Annotated in this window: 3 protein-coding genes; all 3 read right to left on the bottom strand. The window is 38.5% G+C overall.

From position 1 onward, the window contains the following. Window positions 1–11 precede the first annotated feature (11 nt). On the bottom strand, window positions 12–17,318 hold the full coding sequence (locus tag AACZ49_RS06355; protein ID WP_339652752.1) for a T9SS type B sorting domain-containing protein: 17,307 nt from the start codon (window positions 17,316–17,318) through the stop codon (window positions 12–14). A 1,795-nt stretch (window positions 17,319–19,113) separates the two neighbouring features. After that, window positions 19,114–21,282 (bottom strand): type IX secretion system membrane protein PorP/SprF, encoded by a 2,169-nt coding sequence (locus tag AACZ49_RS06350; RefSeq protein ID WP_339652751.1) that lies wholly within the window; start codon window positions 21,280–21,282, stop codon window positions 19,114–19,116. A 13-nt stretch (window positions 21,283–21,295) separates the two neighbouring features. Beyond that, window positions 21,296–23,542: a gliding motility-associated C-terminal domain-containing protein gene (locus tag AACZ49_RS06345; protein WP_339652750.1), complete on the bottom strand. Its 2,247-nt coding sequence runs from the start codon at window positions 23,540–23,542 to the stop codon at window positions 21,296–21,298. Window positions 23,543–23,743: the final 201 nt, after the last annotated feature.

Genomic DNA, 23,743 nt, shown 5'->3' with positions numbered 1-23,743 from the left:
TAGGTTAAATATTAACGATATAGGGTAAAGTGACCAACAAATTCTCTTTCATCTCTTTCTCCATTCAATTTGATTACATACCAATAGTCTCCTGTAGGTAATTCTTTACCAGAGTATAAACCATCCCAACCTTCTGAATCTGCCGATTGTTCTGAAACTACTCTACCATAACGATCAAATATTTTTATTAGTATTTCTGGAAATTGTTCCATGTTTCTTGGTATCCAAAAATCGTTCTGTCCATCGCCGTCAGGGGTAAAGAAATTAGGCAATTCAATGTCAATGAATTCCATAAAAATATATGCAATTGACTCACAACCATTTTGATCTACAACCCGAACTTCGTACGTGTCTGTTCTGGTAACATAAAAAGTATTCTTATTTCCATTATCGATGCCATCGAAGTAATAGGTATACTCTTCTCTTCCTCCTTCTGCAATAGCCGTTATCTCATTCAAGTTATGTTGTTCTAAACTTAGAACTAACGGGTCAAACGCCTCTATTACAAAGTCAATTGTCTGTATACAGCCATTTGCATGAGCTATTGTAATATAGTGGTTGCCAGGTGTTGTGTTTCTGAAATCAGGATTCAATTGTAGGTCGGCAGGGTCGACAGAGTCTATAGCATATAATACCTCACCTATAACACTATCATCTTCTAGCGTTATATTCACATAATTACTTGGAGTATTACCTGAACATTCATAAATCGGTTCAATAGTAGCATTTAGGTTAACACCTCTCTCAATTTCAACCACTACGTTAGTATCGCAACCATTTGCGTCCTTTACAATAATTATATACTCTCCTGAGGCCATATCGAAGAAATCAGTTCTATTAAGTACAAAATCTGCATCATCACTAGAATTCAACGCTGTACTATAAGGAGCTGTTCCGCCACTAATTTCAAGAACTATCGTGCCATCTTGACTATCTACACAAATTTCTGGTGTAGTTTCTGCAGACACCACTAAACTTGCCGGTTCTGAAATAGTGTAATTTAGATATTCGAAACAACCATTTTGGTCTTGTGCGATTATCGTATACTCACCAGGTTCTAGATCTGTGAATGTATTATTATTAAAGAACTGGTTCAAGTTAGGAGAGATCGCATATTGGTAACCTCCAGAACCACCTGATAATGTTACTGTAATTTCACCATCATTCTCGCCTGCACAAGTCACATCTATTACATTCTCAGTATAAGAAAGAGGAGTAGGCTCAACAATAACTAATTCTTCAGCAGCTGTTGTACAATCTTGACTTATTACTGTTACATAATATGTTCCTGCACCTAAGTCTCTAAATACACCTTGTGACTGAGGACCTGCAATACGTGATGCCACATCTAAAGAACTATCTGTGAACAATTCATATTGATAGTTTCCTAATCCACCTTGTGCCGTTGCAAAGATAATTGCTGTGTTTTCACCGGTACAGTTCACTGAAGCAGCAGTATTATCAACAGTTAAAATCAATGGTGCTATTTCTGTTTCAGTTATTGCATTTGAAATTACAGCCTCACAACCATTAATTGCATCTCGAACATAATATTGATATGTACCTTCTTGAAATATTCCTGTTTCAGGCAATCCTAATGGATTACTTGTCATTGGCAAGAAGTTAATATTATCAATACTATATTCATATGTACCGCTTCCGCCAGTTGCCGTAAGTTCAAATTCAGCGCCTGTTGAACAGGTTAAAGGATCCGTTCTTAACAAGCTAGCCTGTACTTCTGTAGGTTGAGTAATTTCAACAGTATTTGTAACCGTATCACAATCCCAACCATCAACAACTGTAATACTGTAAATACCAACTCCTAAATCATTAAAATTAGAGTTGTTTTGTGCTCCTGTAGTTGATGTTATCGTTGACCCAGTTGCGTCGTAATAATTTAACTGATATCTATAAGTGCCACTACCACCACCTGTTACAATTGCAGATACTGTAGCACCTGTATCACCGAAACAAACTAAGTCAGTAACCAATGGTGTAGCATTAGCTACAATTGGCGTTGCTGGAGTCATTGTTTCTGTATAATTAACGATACAACCTGAGTTGTCGGTAATGCTAATTGAATAATCACCCGCTGAAAGTATGGTAAATAACCCTTCTTGAACATCATCCATAGAATAACTATCTCCAGTTGTGGTATTGGTTAACACAATATCATATGGCTTGTAACCACCTTGTGGCACTACTCTTATTTCACCCATATCATCTGAACAAGTTGCTTCTGCTACTACTGTAACCGCTCCACTTAAAGGTCTGTCCGGAGATGAAATAGTGACAATATTTGTGTCTTCCGAACATAATGGAACCGCTGTTTCCGTAATTCGAACAAAGTAATTTCCACCAGAAAGGCCATTTATTGTTCTTGGGTTTACACTGGTATTGGATGCAGTTGAAGGTATAACTATGTTTCCCGCTGTATCAAAAACTTCGTAATTATAATCCCCATTATATCCATCTATATCAATTGACAAGCTTCCGTTTAACTCACCGAAACAGGTTACTGCTGATGTAGCCGAAGCCGAAGCCGTAATAAAGTCAAACGGTGCAATGGTATAACTAGCTGTATTTACATAACAACCTGTATCTAAATCAGTAACTCTAAATACATACGACCCAACCGCATTTAATAAAAATGTTGCAGATATTGCTGTCGAACTAACCAAAGTACCTGTGCCATTACCAATTGGTAATAACTCATACCCATAGTTATGTGCTAAGCCATTATCTGTTACGGTAATGATAACAGTTTCATCATTAGTACACGTTATTTCAACATCTTGTGTTACAGTTGCTGTGAATGTATTTAAAGGTTGAACTGTTACGGTATCAAACGTTGTACATCCCTTTGCATCTTTCACATATACATCAATAGTTTGCGCACTACCGTTATCTGTAATGTTAAATGTATTTAATGATTGGAAAATTACATTATCAATACTATATAAATATGGTGCTGTTCCAGTACCTACACCAGCAGTTGCCGTAACTCTTGCGGTGTTAACACTGTTACTTGGTGAACAACTGAATTCTGTTGCAACCGCACTAACCGTTAATTCGATGGGTTGAGTAATGGTTTCATTCCTAATACCCTCACAACCTCTACTTGAAATTACTCTTACTTGATAATCTCCTTCTACTAAGCCAGTGAATAAAGGGTTTGTTTGAGCAGGAACAATCGGAGTAACTAAATCACTGATTTCATATAATTCATATTGGTATGCAGGATTCACATTAGTAACTGGGTCAATATTCGCCCTAATACTACCATCGTTACCCCCAAAACAACTCACATTTACTAGTGTGGCATCTAATAAAACCGGATTTATCGGAGCATCTAATACTTGCGTTACCATTAATTCACAAACCGGGTTTGTAGTATCTAAATCCCTAACCAAGAAACTGTAGGTGCCATCATCAACTAGACCTGTAAAGGTCGGGTTGTTCGCCTGGGTAACAGTTGGACCCGTTGGAGCAGTCATCACAAACTCAAGGTTGGTTGAACCACCGGTTACGTTCACCGTTATCGTTCCACCGGGGGTCAACGTACAATCGATAGCTTTATCCACTGAAGTAGTGGCGCTTAATTGTTCGTATAACACTTCTGCAGGCGTTGTAAAACTACAACCCCATTGATCCGTAACAAGTACTTCATAACTACCAGCTCCCAATCCAGAGAATACTCTCGTGTTCTGTGGTGCACGGAAATCGGTTCCGTCCATAATCAATTGGTAGGTATAGTTGCTTCCCTGTCCGCCAGTTGGTAAAGACACTTCTATTTCACCTTGTAGGTTCGTACAATTTTCTTGGTTCACTTGTAACGTTGCCGCTATTGCGGTTGGTACATCAAGTACAATGTTGTCCTGAATTAATCTTTCACAACCCTGTGCATCACGTGCCCATGCCTGGTACGTACCGGCAACAAGTCCCGTGAACGAAGCGCCAGCCACATAATCCGTTGGTAAGGTAGGTGCTACGGTATCCACAAAATACGTGTATCCGCCCCATCCGCCGACAACATCGATGATCGTTATGGTTCCATCATTGCCTGGTACACAAGTAATATCGGTTACCGCAGTTGCTCCACTGATATCAGCATCGGGTCCTGCAATATTGAAATATTCAACATTTGTACAGAATGGATTATTTGCTTGTGATATAGAAACGTAATATTCGCCCACACCCAAGTTAACAATTGGTGTTGGGCCGTTGGCAGCTTCCGAACCACTGGTAACAGACGTACCATCTGTTAAGAAAACTTCCCAATCAAACCCTGTTGCATATGTAGCATCGATCAATTCAAAGGTCACTTCGCCCGTAGCCGTTCCGAAACAAACTACATCGCTCGTCTTAACCACATCGATGGTAAACGTGTTCGGCTCCTCGATTCTTGCCGAAGCCGTAACGGTACAGCCCGTATCGGTATGTCTTACCAAGAAATTATAGTTTCCGGCGGACAATCCACTAAACACATTGGTTGATACATACGTTGTACCATTATCGATACTGTACTCATATTTAGTATTGTCGCTAGCCGTAGATGTCGCCGTAACCGTAATTACACCGTCACTACCTGGCGCACAGGTAACCGTAGTGGTCACTGCTGCCGTAGCACCTGTCATCTCATCATAAGGAAGTACGGTAGCCGTTGTGCTGCCAGAACATCCTTTGTCGTCATATACATTGATGGTGTACGTGTCGCCAGTCCTGTCCGTAACGATCAACACGTTAGATGCCCCTGATTGCACTATGGCCGAACTGCCATCCACGAACTCATAGATCACATAATTGCCGCTACCCCCCGTAATGGAAGAACCATCTATGGTTATCGTAGCATTGTTTGTATTGTTGCCAACGGTACAACCGAATTCGACAACATCAGCATTAATGTTCAATATCTCCAATGGTTCAACGATGATTATACCTGTAATGGTTGTTGAACAACCATTCGTTCCCGTTGCAGTAATACTATATGTGTTAGGTGGTAAATTCTCGAACGTATTACTGCTTGCGTTAAACGTGCCCGCTGCAGGAGATATCGTAAACGTTAATGGATTTACCCCATTTTCAGTTTGTGTCAAGGTAATAGAACCATCGTTAGATCCAAAACATGTAATATCAATATGGGTTTCTGCAAATACCGGTAATATAGCAGGAACCAACTCTTGCGTTACCATTAATTCACAAACCGGGTTTGTAGTATCTAAATCCCTAACCAAGAAACTGTAGGTGCCATCATCAACTAGACCTGTAAAGGTCGGGTTGTTCGCCTGGGTAACAGTTGGACCCGTTGGAGCAGTCATCACAAACTCAAGGTTGGTTGAACCACCGGTTACGTTCACCGTTATCGTTCCACCGGGGGTCAACGTACAATCGATAGCTTTATCCACTGAAGTAGTGGCGCTTAATTGTTCGTATAACACTTCTGCAGGCGTTGTAAAACTACAACCCCATTGATCCGTAACAAGTACTTCATAACTACCAGCTCCCAATCCAGAGAATACTCTCGTGTTCTGTGGTGCACGGAAATCGGTTCCGTCCATAATCAATTGGTAGGTATAGTTGCTTCCCTGTCCGCCAGTTGGTAAAGACACTTCTATTTCACCTTGTAGGTTCGTACAATTTTCTTGGTTCACTTGTAACGTTGCCGCTATTGCGGTTGGTACATCAAGTACAATGTTGTCCTGAATTAATCTTTCACAACCCTGTGCATCACGTGCCCATGCCTGGTACGTACCGGCAACAAGTCCCGTGAACGAAGCGCCAGCCACATAATCCGTTGGTAAGGTAGGTGCTACGGTATCCACAAAATACGTGTATCCGCCCCATCCGCCGACAACATCGATGATCGTTATGGTTCCATCATTGCCTGGTACACAAGTAATATCGGTTACCGCAGTTGCTCCACTGATATCAGCATCGGGTCCTGCAATATTGAAATATTCAACATTTGTACAGAATGGATTATTTGCTTGTGATATAGAAACGTAATATTCGCCCACACCCAAGTTAACAATTGGTGTTGGGCCGTTGGCAGCTTCCGAACCACTGGTAACAGACGTACCATCTGTTAAGAAAACTTCCCAATCAAACCCTGTTGCATATGTAGCATCGATCAATTCAAAGGTCACTTCGCCCGTAGCCGTTCCGAAACAAACTACATCGCTCGTCTTAACCACATCGATGGTAAACGTGTTCGGCTCCTCGATTCTTGCCGAAGCCGTAACGGTACAGCCCGTATCGGTATGTCTTACCAAGAAATTATAGTTTCCGGCGGACAATCCACTAAACACATTGGTTGATACATACGTTGTACCATTATCGATACTGTACTCATATTTAGTATTGTCGCTAGCCGTAGATGTCGCCGTAACCGTAATTACACCGTCACTACCTGGCGCACAGGTAACCGTAGTGGTCACTGCTGCCGTAGCACCTGTCATCTCATCATAAGGAAGTACGGTAGCCGTTGTGCTGCCAGAACATCCTTTGTCGTCATATACATTGATGGTGTACGTGTCGCCAGTCCTGTCCGTAACGATCAACACGTTAGATGCCCCTGATTGCACTATGGCCGAACTGCCATCCACGAACTCATAGATCACATAATTGCCGCTACCCCCCGTAATGGAAGAACCATCTATGGTTATCGTAGCATTGTTTGTATTGTTGCCAACGGTACAACCGAATTCGACAACATCAGCATTAATGTTCAATATCTCCAATGGTGCTGATACTACTTCATATACATCTAAGAAACATCCTCTATCTGAATAAACTCTGACTACGTAATTATCATTAGCCGATAAATTTGAAAATATATTGGTATTCTGTACTAGCCCTTCAGGTAACATCCTTAATGGGTTGTATGGTAATAATGGCGTAGGGTCGGTGAATAATTGATATGTATATGGAGGGTTGTCCATTGTTGGGTTAAGCACAGCAACAATACTACCATCATTACCGCCGAAACAACTTACATCTGTTGCAGAAGTAGTAAATAAAACAGCCGTTGGTACTTCTAATACGAGATCTACAGATTTGTCACAACCTGTTAGAATTTGATCGTATACGAATGCTTGATATGTCTTTGGCTCTAAACCTGTAAAAATCGGAGATGCTTGAGGTGATCCATTTACACTTACACCTGCATCGAATAATTCATACATATAAACACCTGAACCACCATATGCAGTTATCAAAGCCTCGCCATCGAAACCTATACAAGAAGGTTGTGTAGTTACTTCGGTTGTAATTGAAGTTGGCTTATAAATTTCTAAGGTCTCAAGATTACCACAACCATTAAAATCTCGTACTTCAACTGTATAATTACCTGAACTTAAATTATTAAACTGGTGTGTAGTGCCTAGAGTCGTAAGCATAGAAGACTGGTACGAACCTCCGTTAACACTTAAAGTATAAGGTTGAATTCCCACTCCATCCAATGTAACCTCTATTACAAATTCACCTTCATTAGCAGCACATTGGTTAGTAACTACCGCTGAAATTACCGGAGAGGGGTCTTCTGAAATAACGAAACTCAAAGGACTGGCTGTTAAACAGCCATTACCATCCATTACATAGACATCCCAATCTGTATTCACGGAAGGATCCAGTTCGGCATAATTACTAATGCCATAATCGCCTGATACGGGTGATACCCCATCTTCCACAAAAGCATAGGTGTAAGATCCATTACCACCGCTGGCAATAACAGTTATGTTGGCATACTCAGTACAGTACCCATTATTTTGATCAACAATAGATAAGGAAACAGGATTTGGTTCTAATATTCTAAATTCAAATGTATTGGTACAATCTGGACTAGATGCTTCTTTAAAAAATAAAACATAATCACCAGGAGGAATATTGCCTACCGTCTCGGTTGGAGTAGGCCCTGGGCCGTTAGGACCCGTCACTGTTCCAGAGTAAGTGCCTCCTAAAGGAGTATTTGTTATAGATTCTCTAATTTCATAATTAATTGCGGTAACGGAAGCGTCGTACCCTTCAAATTGAAAAGCAATTGAACCGTCTGTATCCCCGTAACAAGCTACGTCTGTAATCGTTGGGTTAGCAACAACATCAATTGAAGATAATGTTGGAATTTCAACCTCCAAATAACTTGAACAGTTTGTATCGGTATCTATAACTTGAAAAACATAAGTTTGACCAGGATTTAGGCCAGTATAGGTAGCGCTTTCTTCACCAACCAATGGACCAGAAGTTTCTGTATTCGGAGTAGTTCCTGACCCGTAAATAGTAAAGACATAATTTCCTGAACCTCCACTTGCCAATAAATCTACAGTTCCGCCTGTTAAACAACTAACCGCAGGTACAATGGCGTCAACAGAAAGGTATGGATTTGAAAGAACCCTCACTGGATTTTCATAATACTCACACCCATTTGCATCTAAAACCCTAACATAGTAATCGCCGAATGCCAAACCATCAAAAGTTGCAGTTGTGGCTGAAGTATTTACAATAGGATTTGGTCCTGTAGTTATTACAACATTATTTTGATTATCGTATAAGGTATAGGTAAAATTCGGCGCCCCTCCACTAGTAATAGTAATATCTATTTTACCTGGTATATCTCCCGATACGCCACAACTAACATCTGTAGCTACTACATTTGCATCGAATAATACTGAATCGATTACAATTACTGTGTCTGTAAACGTACAGCTTTTATTATCCCTAACAATATAGGTATAAGATCCAGCAGCTAATCCTGGGTAAATTTTTTGATTTGAAAATGGACCACCATCAAAACTTACTTCGTATGGTGACGATCCAAAGCTAGGGTCAATATTTATTTCTACAATACCATTAGTATCCCCAAAACAAGTTGGTTGAGTTATTGTAGTGGTAGCAAAAGGATTGACTGTTCCGGTTACCGTTATTTCATTTGATTCTGCACTACAACCTTGGGCATCTGTTACTCTAAATCTATATAAACCAGGTGTTGGCGTTGAGTAAGGGAAAGAACCAATGTATGCAATATAACTACCTCCATCAATTTGCAATTCATAGGTAAAGGGCGAATAACCTCCATTAACCTGCAAATCTAAAATTGCATCTGGTGAAATCGAACAGTCGATATCTTTCGTTAACACCACATTAGCGGTTAATTGTGGTTCAATAGTAAATGATAAATTGTCCGTACAACCATTTGCATCTCTAATCTCAAAAGTATAATTACCTGGTATAAGGTTTGCAAAATCATTCGATGTTTTATATGCGCCAGTATTCATTCTGTATACATATGGCGCCGAACCACCAGAAACTCCGATGACAACAGTTGCTGATCCAGGGTTAGATGAATCATAGCACAAATCTGAAGTTGGGTCAATACTAGCTGTAGGTAAAGATGGCGCAACCAAAGTAAAAGTATCGGTAGCCATACATCCATTTGCATCAGTAACAGTTATTATATGCAACCCTAATTGATTTAAACCAGTAAACAAGTTACTGCCTTGTGCACCCGTAGTGGAAGTATCAGGCAATTCAATTTCATATGAAAATGCTCCTGTACCACCTGAAGCAGTTATTATAACTGAACCATGATCAACACAACTAGGTTGAGTTTCTACGTTACTAACAGAAATAATGTTTGGCTCCAATATTGTTTGAGTTAATATTACGGTGCAACCGGCAATCGGGTTGTCCACGTCCCTAACATATATGGTATAGTTACCTGCGGAAAGTCCAGAAATGGTCTGTGGAGAAACGGTCGTGTTTCCAAGTATACTGGAGAAATTATCCAGGCTATACTCATAACCGCCAGGTCCAAAATTATCCACTTCGAAAGTAATGGATCCCGAATTGTCGGCATTACAATCCAAATCCTTATATGATAAAATAGAGGCCTCGAAGGCATTGCCCGGCTCAACGTCTATGATGATGTCGGACGTACATTCACTACCGTAATTTACAGTAACCGTATGTTGGCCAACAATCGCATTGTTGAACACATTGCTCGCCTGTGGGACATTGCCATCGATACTGTACGTATACGATGGATCGCTAGGAAGTATCGTAATATTTCCAGATCCGTCACAATTGTAAGCAACACTGCTGCTTAAGGCAGGTTCTATAGGTAAAGGCGCGATCACAATATTGGGAAGGCTTACCACACACCCGATATTATTGGCATCCCTTACTTGAACGGTATAGGTACCGTCGGTCAAATTCGCGAAAACCGCTCCTGCGGCGGTCGCTGCCGTCCAGGTCCCTCCATTTAAACTATACTGATAACTATTTGAACCACCTGTTGTAGGGGCTACACTGCCAACGGTAATCTCTCCTAGTTGATTACAGGTATAATCTTCCGTTTGAACGCTCTCAGCGATCAATTCAGGCAATTCGTCAACAGGAACGGATAATGTCAGTTCACAATTATTGACGTCCCTTACCCTGACATCGTAAGTACCGGCCGTAAGATTGTTGAACGTACCTATAGACCCAAAAGTTGTACCGCCATCAATACTAAAAGTATATGGGGCCTCGCCACCAGAAGGTGCCAATGAAATACTACCATTGTTGCCTCCAAAACAGGTAACGTCAACGACCGTCGGTGTTGCTGCCACTGGAGCGTCCTGGACAATGGTGATATCATAGGAGGACTCACAGTAACCCGCATTGCCGTTATTGTCCCTTACATATACGTCATAGTCGCCTGCACCGGTAACGGTCACAGGGTTCGCCGTTGCGAAATCACCAGCTGTAGGTATTGCGCCATCGACAACAACCGCATACACATAATTGCCATCCCCACCTGCAGCGGTAATATCGATATCGGTATCCGTACCACAAGCCGTAATTGCGCTCGCACTCGAGATAACGGTTAACTCTGGTTCTATTGTTACCGTCTGGGATGCGGTATCGCAACCATATTGGTCGGTTACCTCTATCGTATATGGCCCACTTGATAGCCCCGTGAAGGTATACGTTGTTGCGCTTACCGGACTTGGAGCCACATAAGTTCCTCCGTTTATCCTGAAAAGATAATTTCCGTTCCCGGCAGTTACATCTACTTGAATGGTCGCATCGTTGCTTCCACTATAACACATAGTTTCCGTTAAAGTGAAAACAGGTATGACCGGGGCATTTATTGTAATTGCACTGTCTATAGGGTCTATACATCCATTTGCGTCCATAACACGTACGATGTAATCGCCCGCTGGTAATCCGCCAAATGTTGTGCTGCCCTGATATGCAGCTATGATTCCGCCAACATTGTCCTCCAATTGGTATTCGTACCCTGGGGTACCGCCCAAGGCGCTTGCCGTAATGGTGGCCCCGCCATTGTCACAGGTATATTGTTGGGTGATGCTCGCATCGGCAACAACAACCGTAGGCTCCAATATTGTTTGAGTTAATATTACGGTGCAACCGGCAATCGGGTTGTCCACGTCCCTAACATATATGGTATAGTTACCTGCGGAAAGTCCAGAAATGGTCTGTGGAGAAACGGTCGTGTTTCCAAGTATACTGGAGAAATTATCCAGGCTATACTCATAACCGCCAGGTCCAAAATTATCCACTTCGAAAGTAATGGATCCCGAATTGTCGGCATTACAATCCAAATCCTTATATGATAAAATAGAGGCCTCGAAGGCATTGCCCGGCTCAACGTCTATGATGATGTCGGACGTACATTCACTACCGTAATTTACAGTAACCGTATGTTGGCCAACAATCGCATTGTTGAACACATTGCTCGCCTGTGGGACATTGCCATCGATACTGTACGTATACGATGGATCGCTAGGAAGTATCGTAATATTTCCAGATCCGTCACAATTGTAAGCAACACTGCTGCTTAAGGCAGGTTCTATAGGTAAAGGCGCGATCACAATATTGGGAAGGCTTACCACACACCCGATATTATTGGCATCCCTTACTTGAACGGTATAGGTACCGTCGGTCAAATTCGCGAAAACCGCTCCTGCGGCGGTCGCTGCCGTCCAGGTCCCTCCATTTAAACTATACTGATAACTATTTGAACCACCTGTTGTAGGGGCTACACTGCCAACGGTAATCTCTCCTAGTTGATTACAGGTATAATCTTCCGTTTGAACGCTCTCAGCGATCAATTCAGGCAATTCGTCAACAGGAACGGATAATGTCAGTTCACAATTATTGACGTCCCTTACCCTGACATCGTAAGTACCGGCCGTAAGATTGTTGAACGTACCTATAGACCCAAAAGTTGTACCGCCATCAATACTAAAAGTATATGGGGCCTCGCCACCAGAAGGTGCCAATGAAATACTACCATTGTTGCCTCCAAAACAGGTAACGTCAACGACCGTCGGTGTTGCTGCCACTGGAGCGTCCTGGACAATGGTGATATCATAGGAGGACTCACAGTAACCCGCATTGCCGTTATTGTCCCTTACATATACGTCATAGTCGCCTGCACCGGTAACGGTCACAGGGTTCGCCGTTGCGAAATCACCAGCTGTAGGTATTGCGCCATCGACAACAACCGCATACACATAATTGCCATCCCCACCTGCAGCGGTAATATCGATATCGGTATCCGTACCACAAGCCGTAATTGCGCTCGCACTCGAGATAACGGTTAACTCTGGTTCTATTGTTATGCTATTAGATCCTGTACAATCTTTACCATCTCTTACATCGATAGTATAAGTGCCAGATGAAAGTCCGGAAAAAACATTAGATCCACTAAAAGGTCCTCCATTTAAGCTGTATTCAAAATTACCATCACCACCAGAAGTTACACTTGCTGTCAAGGTCAATAAAACAGCATCATCGAAACAATCTTGGTTTGGAGTTATTTCTAAAACTGGAGCGGTTGCCGGATTCAAATCAAAAGAAAAGGGTATACTACAATTATTGGCGTCAGTAATAGTACCATTATAAATTCCTGTTTGTGTTAATCCACTAAACGAACCTGTAGTGTTATTTCCAAATGGCGAAGTATCTGGATTGTTCAAGGTATAGGTATAACTTCCCCATCCTCCAGTAGCACTAATACTTACACCACCATCTATTAAACAACTTGGTTGTGTTTCTGTTAAACTTGAAATAGTTAAGGCAGAAGTTGGTCCCTCTAATTCATGTGTAACGGTATATGTACAATTTGTATCGGTATCTACAATATCTAAAGTGTAATCGCCAGCAACTAAACCTGTAATATTATCTATTACGGCTTGAGTTCCTCCAGTTCTAACAACTCCCGTTGGACCTGTTACTGTGTATGTGAAGTTTTGACCAGCTTGGAAATTTACATTAAAACGAATACTACCATCGGCAGCACCAAAACAACTTATGGGTTGTACTGTTGTACCACTAGCTGATATTGGGTTAATAACATTTATGGTATAGTTTTCATCATAAAAACAACCATCGGCATCGGTAACCCTTACAGTATACGTGTCAGGCGCTAAACCGTTAAAAGCCGCCTCATTACCTGTGGTGCTTGTTGGTCCAATGGTAGAAGGTGCAATAATTGAATACGTATATGGTGCAGTCCCATTTATAACGTTCACTGTTAAATTTGCCGTTTGTGCCGGGCACGAAATTTGAGATTCTATAATAGTTAAATCCGTTGGTGGATTTGGTCTGTCAATTACAATTTGATTTGTAATAAAAGTACAGTCGTTAGCATCTCTAATGGTAATGGTATATGTACCATCAGTTAAGTTTTCAAAACGATGTGCATTTGCAGTCGTATCAGGAATAAAGTTAATTCCATCAATACTATATTCATAGGGTGCAGTACCGCCAGCAACATTTTGGGCTTCAATAATACCTTCTTGCAAGCAAGTATAGTCTTGAATTAAAACTGTATTGCCTTGTATTACTGCAGATGGGGCACTAATAAAATAATTTTCTTCGTAGTCACAAGAGGCACTTCCTTTTCTTTGGTTAATAACCACTCTATAATCGCCTTCAGTTAAATTTGGGAAAAACCCTGACCCGTTCTCACCTAATGGTTGATCATCTGAATCGAATAAAGAAAATGTTAATTGGTAACCGTTGTCATCAACCAAATTAAATTGAATTCTACCGCTAGATTCACCAAAACAGCTAACATCCACTATGGTTATTGCATTAAATTCTGCAGCAGGCTGAAACTCTATAGATACCGTATTAGATTCTTTATAACAACCATTCCTATCCAAAACCACAAAGGTGTAATCACCTGGGTCAAAAATGTCAAATATTTGACTAGTTTGAAAATTGGTCGGCGGTATATCCGCATAGGTTGGATAAGAAGTAACGGTAGTGCCAGATTCATCAACATATGTCCAAATAGCATAAGTATGAGGCGTCTTGCCCCCTACGGACTCCATTAAAATATTACCTTCTCTGCAGGTAATATGTTGAGAAACCCTTGCCGTTAGTTCTAGATCGTTTTCATCAATTATAGTAACATTTTCGCTATAAGAACAACCATCTGCAGTTCTAATTATAGCAATATAATCTCCTGCGCTTAAATCATTAAAAGTAAAGTTGTTATCTATTTGGCCATTTTCACTATCAAGTAAAGTGCCAGAACCTCCATTTGTACCATCATCAAGTCTTATCTCATACTCATAAACAGCATCAGCATTATTTACTTGTAAGTTTATTGTGCCTAGGGAAAAGCAAGTTTCTGGAGTTACATTTATATTATAAGCTATATCGCGCTCTAAAACACCAATAACAGGGGTCGTAAAAATACAAGCGTCTTGTATTGGATCTCCATTTATATCAAGCTGAGTAACCTCTATTCTATATGATCCATTTTCACCAGTTGCAAAATCAAAACTAGGGCCGTTGTTCGAACTAAAAGGAACAATAATATTATCGGTATCATTATCTACAAGTTGATATCCATACCCGTTTCCTAAGTTTGTAATAGTAATATTACCATCTGTAGCACAAACAATATCTCTATTACTAAAATCTATGTCTAAATTATTTTGAAAACCTTTAAAATAAAAACGGCTTGTACACCCGTTCTGATAAACAACAGATAGTCTATACTCACCAGGAGCATTTAAAAGGTAATTACTACCGTTACCAACTTCGCTCCAAGAACATGTAAGTGCTTTATTGGCGCAATCTTCACCGACAGGAGCACAACTACCTTCATCTAATATTTCCCATGTAACACTTTGCGCATCTACAATATTTACTGCTAAAGGTTGAGAATCGTTAATACCACATAAGAATATCTTTGGTATAAAAGAATTATCAATACTACAGAAAACTATTTCTCCTGGTATATCATTAGAAGGATCTGTGTCCCCATTTACTTCGTTGAAGTATTCCGTTACCGGGTTAGGTAAGCTTCCTGAACCAAATGGCTCAACCGTAATCACTTCTAGAAAGCCTTTACAGGGATCTGCTACAATTTTATCTACGATATAGGTGCCTACAGCTGTAACAACTAGTGTGCTAGGGTCATTATCCGGGTCACCGTCATTAACTTCAATATCAGTTGCATCTATTGTTCCATTAGCGTTGGTATCGCGATACCAAACATAAGAATCAAAACCATCTCCAGCATTCAAAACAGCACTTGTACCACAAAGCTCAATAGTTCTATTAAAAGTACAATCAGATAGGTCATCTAAAAGAAAGTTTGTTGCTCCTGGTACAGTAAAACCACAAGAGTTAAAATCAGTAACACTTGGGTCGTCGGTAACCTGAGCTGAATTGTCTTCGCCACGATATGTACCATATGCGATATTTTGAATTAAATCTGAACATGCATTTATAAAATCGAAACAGTTCTCTGCTACTTGTACTCTAAAACGAATTGAATATTCAGAATCTTCATCTTCTACATAATTATCTGGAATTGAAAATATAATCTCACGGGAAAGAGGATTATAAACATACGTTACTCCAGCAGGATATGAAAAATCAGATGCGTTAAAAAAACTACGCCCATCTGGCGGAGATACGTTAATTGGTAGCACATCTCTAATTGTGTAATTAACCCCATCATCGTTACCTATGTTTTCGAAAGTAAGTACATAATCCAATGTTTGGCCCAAGTGAACACCTTGACCGGTAATATCAACACCACCAGGTGTATTCACTCTTTTTTCCAATATTATATTCGGGGCAATTATATCAACATCAAAAGAAGTGAAAAAGATATCATACTTATCTTGAGATGAACTAGCCCTTAAAATAGCACTTGTAGCTCCATTTGGAATAATCGTATTACTGGCTCCTCCATTTGGTATTTCAAAATAATCTACATCCCAACCTAAGGTGTTAACACTATTAGGGTTTCTATCGGTAAATTGAGCATCATTAAGTGTTATACTAGAATTGAAAAAATTATTTGCCGGGTTTTCTCCATTTGACAATGTATAAAATGTTCCGTTTGCATTTATTTGTAGTCCATCGCCACCAATTCTATTGTCTCCTTCTAAAGCAGCAACACCCATATTGGCATAAACAGGAAAAGGTGTGGGTAACGTAGTAAACCCATTGATTGGGATATCAACACTCTCACCAGATTTAACACCGGCATAACCGTCGAAAGTGGTAATAAACTTATCGCCTGGTAGATTCGGGTCTTCGTAAACAACGACCATTTTCCAACCACCTGAAATACCCCCTGAAATATTGCTACCCGAACTAGCTCTAACGTTGGCTACAAAATATTCTCCATTTGGGTTCGGCATACCTGCAACTATTGAAGTTACATCCTTGTAAGCGGCATAAGGACTGTAATACCCAAAATCCGCATCTCCATTTCCATCAAATATAATTTCATCAGCAGTAAGATTTTGATATGCCCCCCCTGGTGTTCTGAATTTAATATCGTCTATATTACTTCTATCATTATTTACGTAAACAGCAGACCAATATAAACCAGCATACCTTACTAGTGCGCAATCAATATTTGGAACAGTCAAAGTTGCGCTACTTGAACTAAATGTGGTATTATCATTATCAACATCTATATATTGCATGTCGTAATTATCGTTGTAATCAGAGGAACCACCCGTATCATTAAGGGGTTGGTTAGGCGATACCGCAGGTATAGTAACATATTCCCTTCTCCATCTTCCATTTCTATAAACCCATTGACGTTGTGTTGTTTCTGGAATATTTCGGTTAACGATATTATTTGCAATGAAGGTTAATTCACCACGAATATCAGCCTCATAACGTACTTGAAAAGGTACTTTAACTTGTGATAAGACATTTTTTGAACCTAAAAAAACAAAGAGAATAAATAAGAAAAATTTGGAGTAACGTTTTCCCATTAGAGAAATGTATTTGGTAAAATCTAAAAATCTAGTCAGTTTGGTCATGTTATATGCTTATTGAAGAAAAACATGCAATCGATTTAAAATTTAAATCGTTCTATAAAAATCTCTCCAATAACAAATATTCACTATAGTGACAAAGTGAAGAATTTATTGTTGTGGTATGATCGGTTTCTGTTGTGAAACAGCAATTTGAATGGGTTTGATTTCTTAAAAAAGTCCATTTTTTTAATACCTTCAGCCGCATTTCAGAAGAACAGACATTTCTTCTTTTGTGCTAAAATTGCTTAATTTATCTAAATAAACTGGCAGTAAATTTGGGTTAGAAATACCATTTTAGCAAAGGTAATTTGAATAAAAAATAAGCTTAAAACCTTCGGAAATAAGACCTAAATTATTGCCGATATTTCGGAAAATAAGTGCCAAAAAAATCTAGCAGATTATTTTCAAAATATTAGCTAAATTTTATTCACTTAAAATCTCATTTAAGTAGCTATTTATTTTTAAATGAAGGGGTGGGTGCCAATGATTTGATCTTCCAGCCATAGCTTTTACTTATAAAAAATAGCTGATTTAAGATGTTTTCTTAGAATTAAAAACATCAAAATCAACAGGTTTATTGAACTTAATAAGGAACAAAATTTATTATTTTGTAACCTTTTAACTTACCTGATTTATTGAATATTTATTAAGATTCTTATAGTCCAATTATTATGTTTTTATTAGACTCTCTTTGAGTTTAATAGAAACATAATATACTGATTTATTCGCCGTTTTTATTTTACAAAAACTTGCCGCTTCATTTCTTTAAGAAATTTATTAGTTTTAGATACTTACCTTATTTCTAACTCTAAGTCCATTTAATTTATCAGAATTAATGCGTAGTATAGAAGTTTGTTCTTAATAATAAGTTCTGAGAAAAGATATAATACATGGCATTACAAAACTTGAAACTCTGAACAGAAACGGAATTGTTAAATGTCAATCTTTTTAATTAACTATTAAAAATGTAATAAGGTTTGGGGTTGGCAATTTATGAGGAAGGGCTTTAATTATCATTAACGTATTTAGCTACCATCGCAGAACTCATTAGTTAGGCTGTGTATACTACAAAAGAAAATTCTCCTTATAAATCTATATTCGTCAAAGTCAGCGTTTATGATGGTTATTTGAAAAGGTGATATTCCAAATTTAATTCATCCTAAAACGGGCGTCTCTTAGGTTCACTATACCCAATAAAACGCTTTTAAGAACTCCCCCTGCAGGTTTTATTATATTAGGCTCCGCCCTTCTTTTAAAGCTTGAGGCATCAAAAGAGAACAGGCGTTACCTATCTTTCTATCTCGATTAAAAATCAGCTTATACTGAACCTTCAGTAAGGGATATGAAAACACAATAAAGCCGAATTAAATATCTTATAACCATTAATGGTCGTTTTCGTTTATATGGAGCTTAAGGGCCGCAAATAATCCCCTAGTCTCAAACCATTTCGAATATGACTTGTTAGTAGGAATATTTTAATTAGAATATTAATCAAGTGTCAGAATAATGAAGGCCTGCAAAAATAAATCAATCCTTAGTAGGGCATTTCATGCGGACTATTTAATAGTAGCACTTAAATATTAATATGAAGTAATTGAAGATATGGGAAAGAGGGTTTTAGAAATCTTAAATAGAAACATAGCAGTAGGTTTCTTTAAAGAAAAGGAAATAATAGATAAATACGTTTTATTCAAAAGCAAGTGTAGAATAATTCCCTTCCACTTTATAAAACCTCTGCGTTAATAACAGATTTTAAACCGACATAGTTTGGTGTTACGTTAGATGCTTTTAAACCCTTCTAAGCCATCTGTTCTTGATTCACGCGCATTATCCACATCTTGTCATTATAAGCGTCATTTAGCTTAGAATAATACGATATAAGAGCGTTGGTCCAAGAGTCGTGCTTTTTAAGATACACGTATCTTAAATTATTTTTTGGGTTAATAAAGTAACTAGCACTTAAACCGAATGAGTTTAACAAGGCAACAAATTTCTTGGCATTTTTCGGATTAGCGAACACATTAGCAATTAAGTAATAACCCGATCCTGCTCCTTCAATAACATAAGACTTAGTGTCGGTATCAGTAAAAGCAACATTATCCTTCACTACCACATTTGAGGTTAGCACATCAGAATCATATTTAGAAGATTTCTCCTTGATTTTATTTACGTTATTTGCGTAAGCTTCATTGGTATATTTATTATCTACATTCATAATCCACATTGCTCCATCGTACATGCCATTTAACTTAGAATCATGGGCAGCTACGGCATCCTTAAAGGTTTCATAACGTTGAAGATATACATATTTAAGTCCGTTATTTGTATTATCAATGTAATCTGCATTTATACCTTTGTTGTTTAATGTAGTTAAGAAATTGTCCATATACTTACCGCCTTTATACACATTGGCAACTACATAATAACCATCAGTAACATTAGGTAAGTTTTTGAATTTTCTACTTTTTACCCCGTCTTGAACAACTTCTGGTTTAGTAACAGGATGAACTTCTTTTCTTAGTTTATTCGCCACAACCGCATCTTTTGGTTGTACAAGTTCTTTTGCCTTTTTGTCGATCATATCATTTGGGATAGTGTTCGACTCAGCTACTTCTTGTCTTTCAACTTTAGTTTTATTACTATTATCTGATGCAGCTACCCCATCTTGTCGACTCTCATTATTTAAAATGTCTAAAGTTGAAGGATCTTGTCTATTGCTTGGGTTTTGGGCCGATACAACTCCGGTTCTAGTGTCATCATCCATAAAAAGCTCTTTCGCTCTTTTTTCTAAATCTGGTCTATCACCGTTTGTTTCATTTCTCACCATTCGCATAACCATTTCAAAACGGCGTTCTAAATCTGTTTGGCGAGTAGCCTCCAATGAATCTTGGCGAAACATCAACTCTTCTATAATGGCATCATTTTCTGCCAATTTTTGTTTAAGCTCTTCAATTTCTTCGTTAGTTGCAATATTTTCTGGTTCTAGATCATTCTCTACTATATCATCTTCGTAATCATCTTCTAACATTACCCTATCTTCAGTAAGATTAGGTGAGAAAGAATATGCAAAAGAGATTTCGTGAGTAAGTCCGAAATTGTCAAAATTATTAGACAATCCCTTTTCAATGGTATACCCTAAAGAGATTCTACGATTAAGGTTGAAACCTACCCCAGCTGCAGCACCATAAAAGCTATCATACCCCGCTTGAATCCAACCTAATTTTGGAAGGTCTACTATTAAACTTCCTCCTAAGGTTACATCTTCTTCACCAATTTTTCTAACTCTTGCCAATGGCATCAGTCGTCCTTCCTCAAATATGCCTGTTTGATTTTCAAACTGATGGGTATATTGTAAATGTCCTGAAAAGGTTTTATCCTTGAATTCAGTTAGAGACTCACTAGATTTAAGGTTATAGTCAAATAAGTTTTCTGCAAAAACACCAACGTCAAACTTTCCATAAGAAAGATTTAATCCAGGTTGAAAAGATAATAAGTTCTGATCTTGTAGTCCCGCCAAAAAAGGATCCTCTTCTACCGTTGAAGCTCTTCCTAGGTCGAACCCACTATTATAATAAGATACATTTGCGCCAAAGGTTAGGTTACTTTTATCGTTAAGCTTTACACCATAGGCATAATTTGCTAGTACACCAAAATTACTTAGCGTACCTGATTGTTGTGAATATAAACTTAACCCAAGACCTGTTCTGTCACTAATACGACCACTATAACTTAAGAAATAGTTTTGATTATTATCATCAAATTGTACCGATTGGTTTCGGTGCAACAAGTTGATATAAGATTTATCTTCCCTAACCGTTGAAAATGTTGGGTTGATTAAAAATCGGTTATACTTTAAAAGGTTCTGAGCAGGAACATCATACGCTACGAACGGATTCTCCTCTTGCCCGCTAACCTTTATGGTAGCAAACACAAATAACAATAGATATAAAACACTTTTCTTTAGCATGGTGAGCTTTAGCTTATCGTATTACGGTGATAGTACCCTGTTTGAGTACCTCACTGGCGTTCCTTATTTTATAATAGAACACCATATTTTGTTTGGTGAAAGCAGTCGTCGACTGTGGCCAATTATTTTTATAATCGAATTCATTTATAATTTCTTGTCCTTGTTCGTTATAAATAATCACGTTTACATCTTCTTTATTTGAATATGAATTTGGAATTACCCATTGGTCATTTATACCATCTCCGTTTACGGTAATTACATTAGGTACTTTGAACGTGTCTAAAAAGGTCACTTCCAATTGCTTAATAATCTCACAATTATCTATAGAAGCAATTAACGTATAGGTACCTTCTTCAGAAAAAGATACACTATCAGAATTACCTATTTCTGTTGAATTAGCATCTACCCAACGATATGCAGTACCTCCGTTCGCGGTTACTGTTTTTGTAGTTCCTTGAGGAATTACTATTTCAGTACCTGGGTCTAGCGTTATCAGATTTTCATCTAAAGGCGTAATTGTAATTTCATTTGAATTTAAAGAACAACCATCTCTGTCTAACATTAATTTATAGGTGCCTGGGGTTGACACTGTCAATATAGCATCTGTAGTATTTATCGACGAACCATTTAATTGCCAATCAAAATTTGATGAGCTTAAATCGATTGAAGTACTAATTGTTATTGTTTCTCCTCCACTACACAAAACAATTCCAGAACTTGTAATATTTAAGGTTTCACTAGTTAATAATTGAGCTGAAAGTGTATTTGATATTATATCAAAAGTTTGAATAATTGCATTTAAATGGTAATTGCCATTTTCTAAATTAGAGGCTAGACTAATATTTTTACTAGTAGCTCCAGTAACATCTATACCATCTCTTTGCCATTGATATGTAAAAGCATCAATTAAAGAACTAGTAACATCTGTTTTAGTACCATTGTCGGCAACAGCATTAATTAACTCCACACCCATTGTAATACTGGTCGTTTCACACGCAGTATACAAATCGGTATAATTTATTGTAATCTCGAATGACGCGGGAGATACAACGGAAGTAATCTCCGAATTTTTAGACGAAACAGAACATGCACCACCTGTTTGGGTGACTTCTGCATAATATTCTCCATCTTCAGAAATTATTAATGAGCTATTTGTTTCTCCTGCTACTTCGATAGAATTTCTAAACCATTTATAACTTGGTGTGTTTGCAGTTGTACTAACTGTCAAAACTTGATTTTGTGTCGGCAAAAGAACCATGTTCAGTTCATTATCAACAGTTACGGTGTAGGACTCTGCATTCGTGATAGTAACCACTTCAGAAAGTTCATTGCATATTCCTGTGCCAGCAATTTCAACAGCATAATCAGCTTCAAATCCTGCAATTACAGCATTAACCGTATAGCTAGTTCCTGTAGCGCCAAGAATTGCATTGCCATCCTTATACCACTGATAGTTCCAAGAAGCATTTGTTTGATCTATACTCAATACTTCTGTATCGGTACTACAAAGAGATGTTTTCGTTGGGGTGTTAATAGCAATTCCTGTTCCTGTGCCACCGATATTAACATCCACAATATTTGAATCGGTATTTCCCGAACCAGTACATGAAGGGCCATAATCAACATACACATTATACATACCGGTTTGAGTTACATTCAATGTATGTCCTTTTTCTCCTGTAAGTTCAGTTCCGCTTCGAAACCAAATATACTGATATGTTTCAGGATTGGCTATATTATCAACCTTAAGGGTAATAGCACCAGTGCTACAAACACTGCCGGGAGGAACACCATCACCAATTTCACTAATGTTTAAATTAGAAGTTACATCCATGTAATACATATTATAAGCAGATGAAGCTGCACCCGTTTTTACAGGATCAGTACTTCGCACACGCATTTTATATCCTTGACCACGAGTATCGGTCGGGATAGGAAAGCTTGTATCAAAATCCTTTACTGTATTTTTATCAGTAATTGTCTTTAGTGTTTGCGCATTATCGAAACTTCCATAGGCATCAGAAAGTTCAAGAATAAACTCGTTACCTACATTTGCGGTTCCTATCCAACTGATGTTAACAAAGTATTCATTAAATCCACCATTACCAGCACAAATGGCGGACCATGGTGTGCTTCCTGACAAATTTGGATTGTCAGCCGGTTCAGGTGCATTGATTACTATTGCTTGTGCCGATAATTGAAAGACACTGAAAAGCACTGTTAATGCGCTAAAAATTGATTTTTTGGTCAAGGTTTTCATAAGTATTTGTAGTTATGGGGCCACTACGGTTGAAAAGATCATTAATAAAAAAATTCACTAATATACCTATTCATAGACAAATATGTTATTTATACCGATGAACTGGAATTTAATGTTGTCGGAAGGAAGATTTCTGTTGTGAAACTCATTTTATATAAGGTGTGTTTAATTTAAACTCGCAAATTAAGGCATTTTTGCTAC

This window comes from uncultured Maribacter sp., from assembly GCF_963975365.1.
Classification (GTDB): domain Bacteria; phylum Bacteroidota; class Bacteroidia; order Flavobacteriales; family Flavobacteriaceae; genus Maribacter.
Note: the sequence above shows the minus strand (reverse complement) of the source record. Positions and strands in the feature narration are given on the sequence as shown.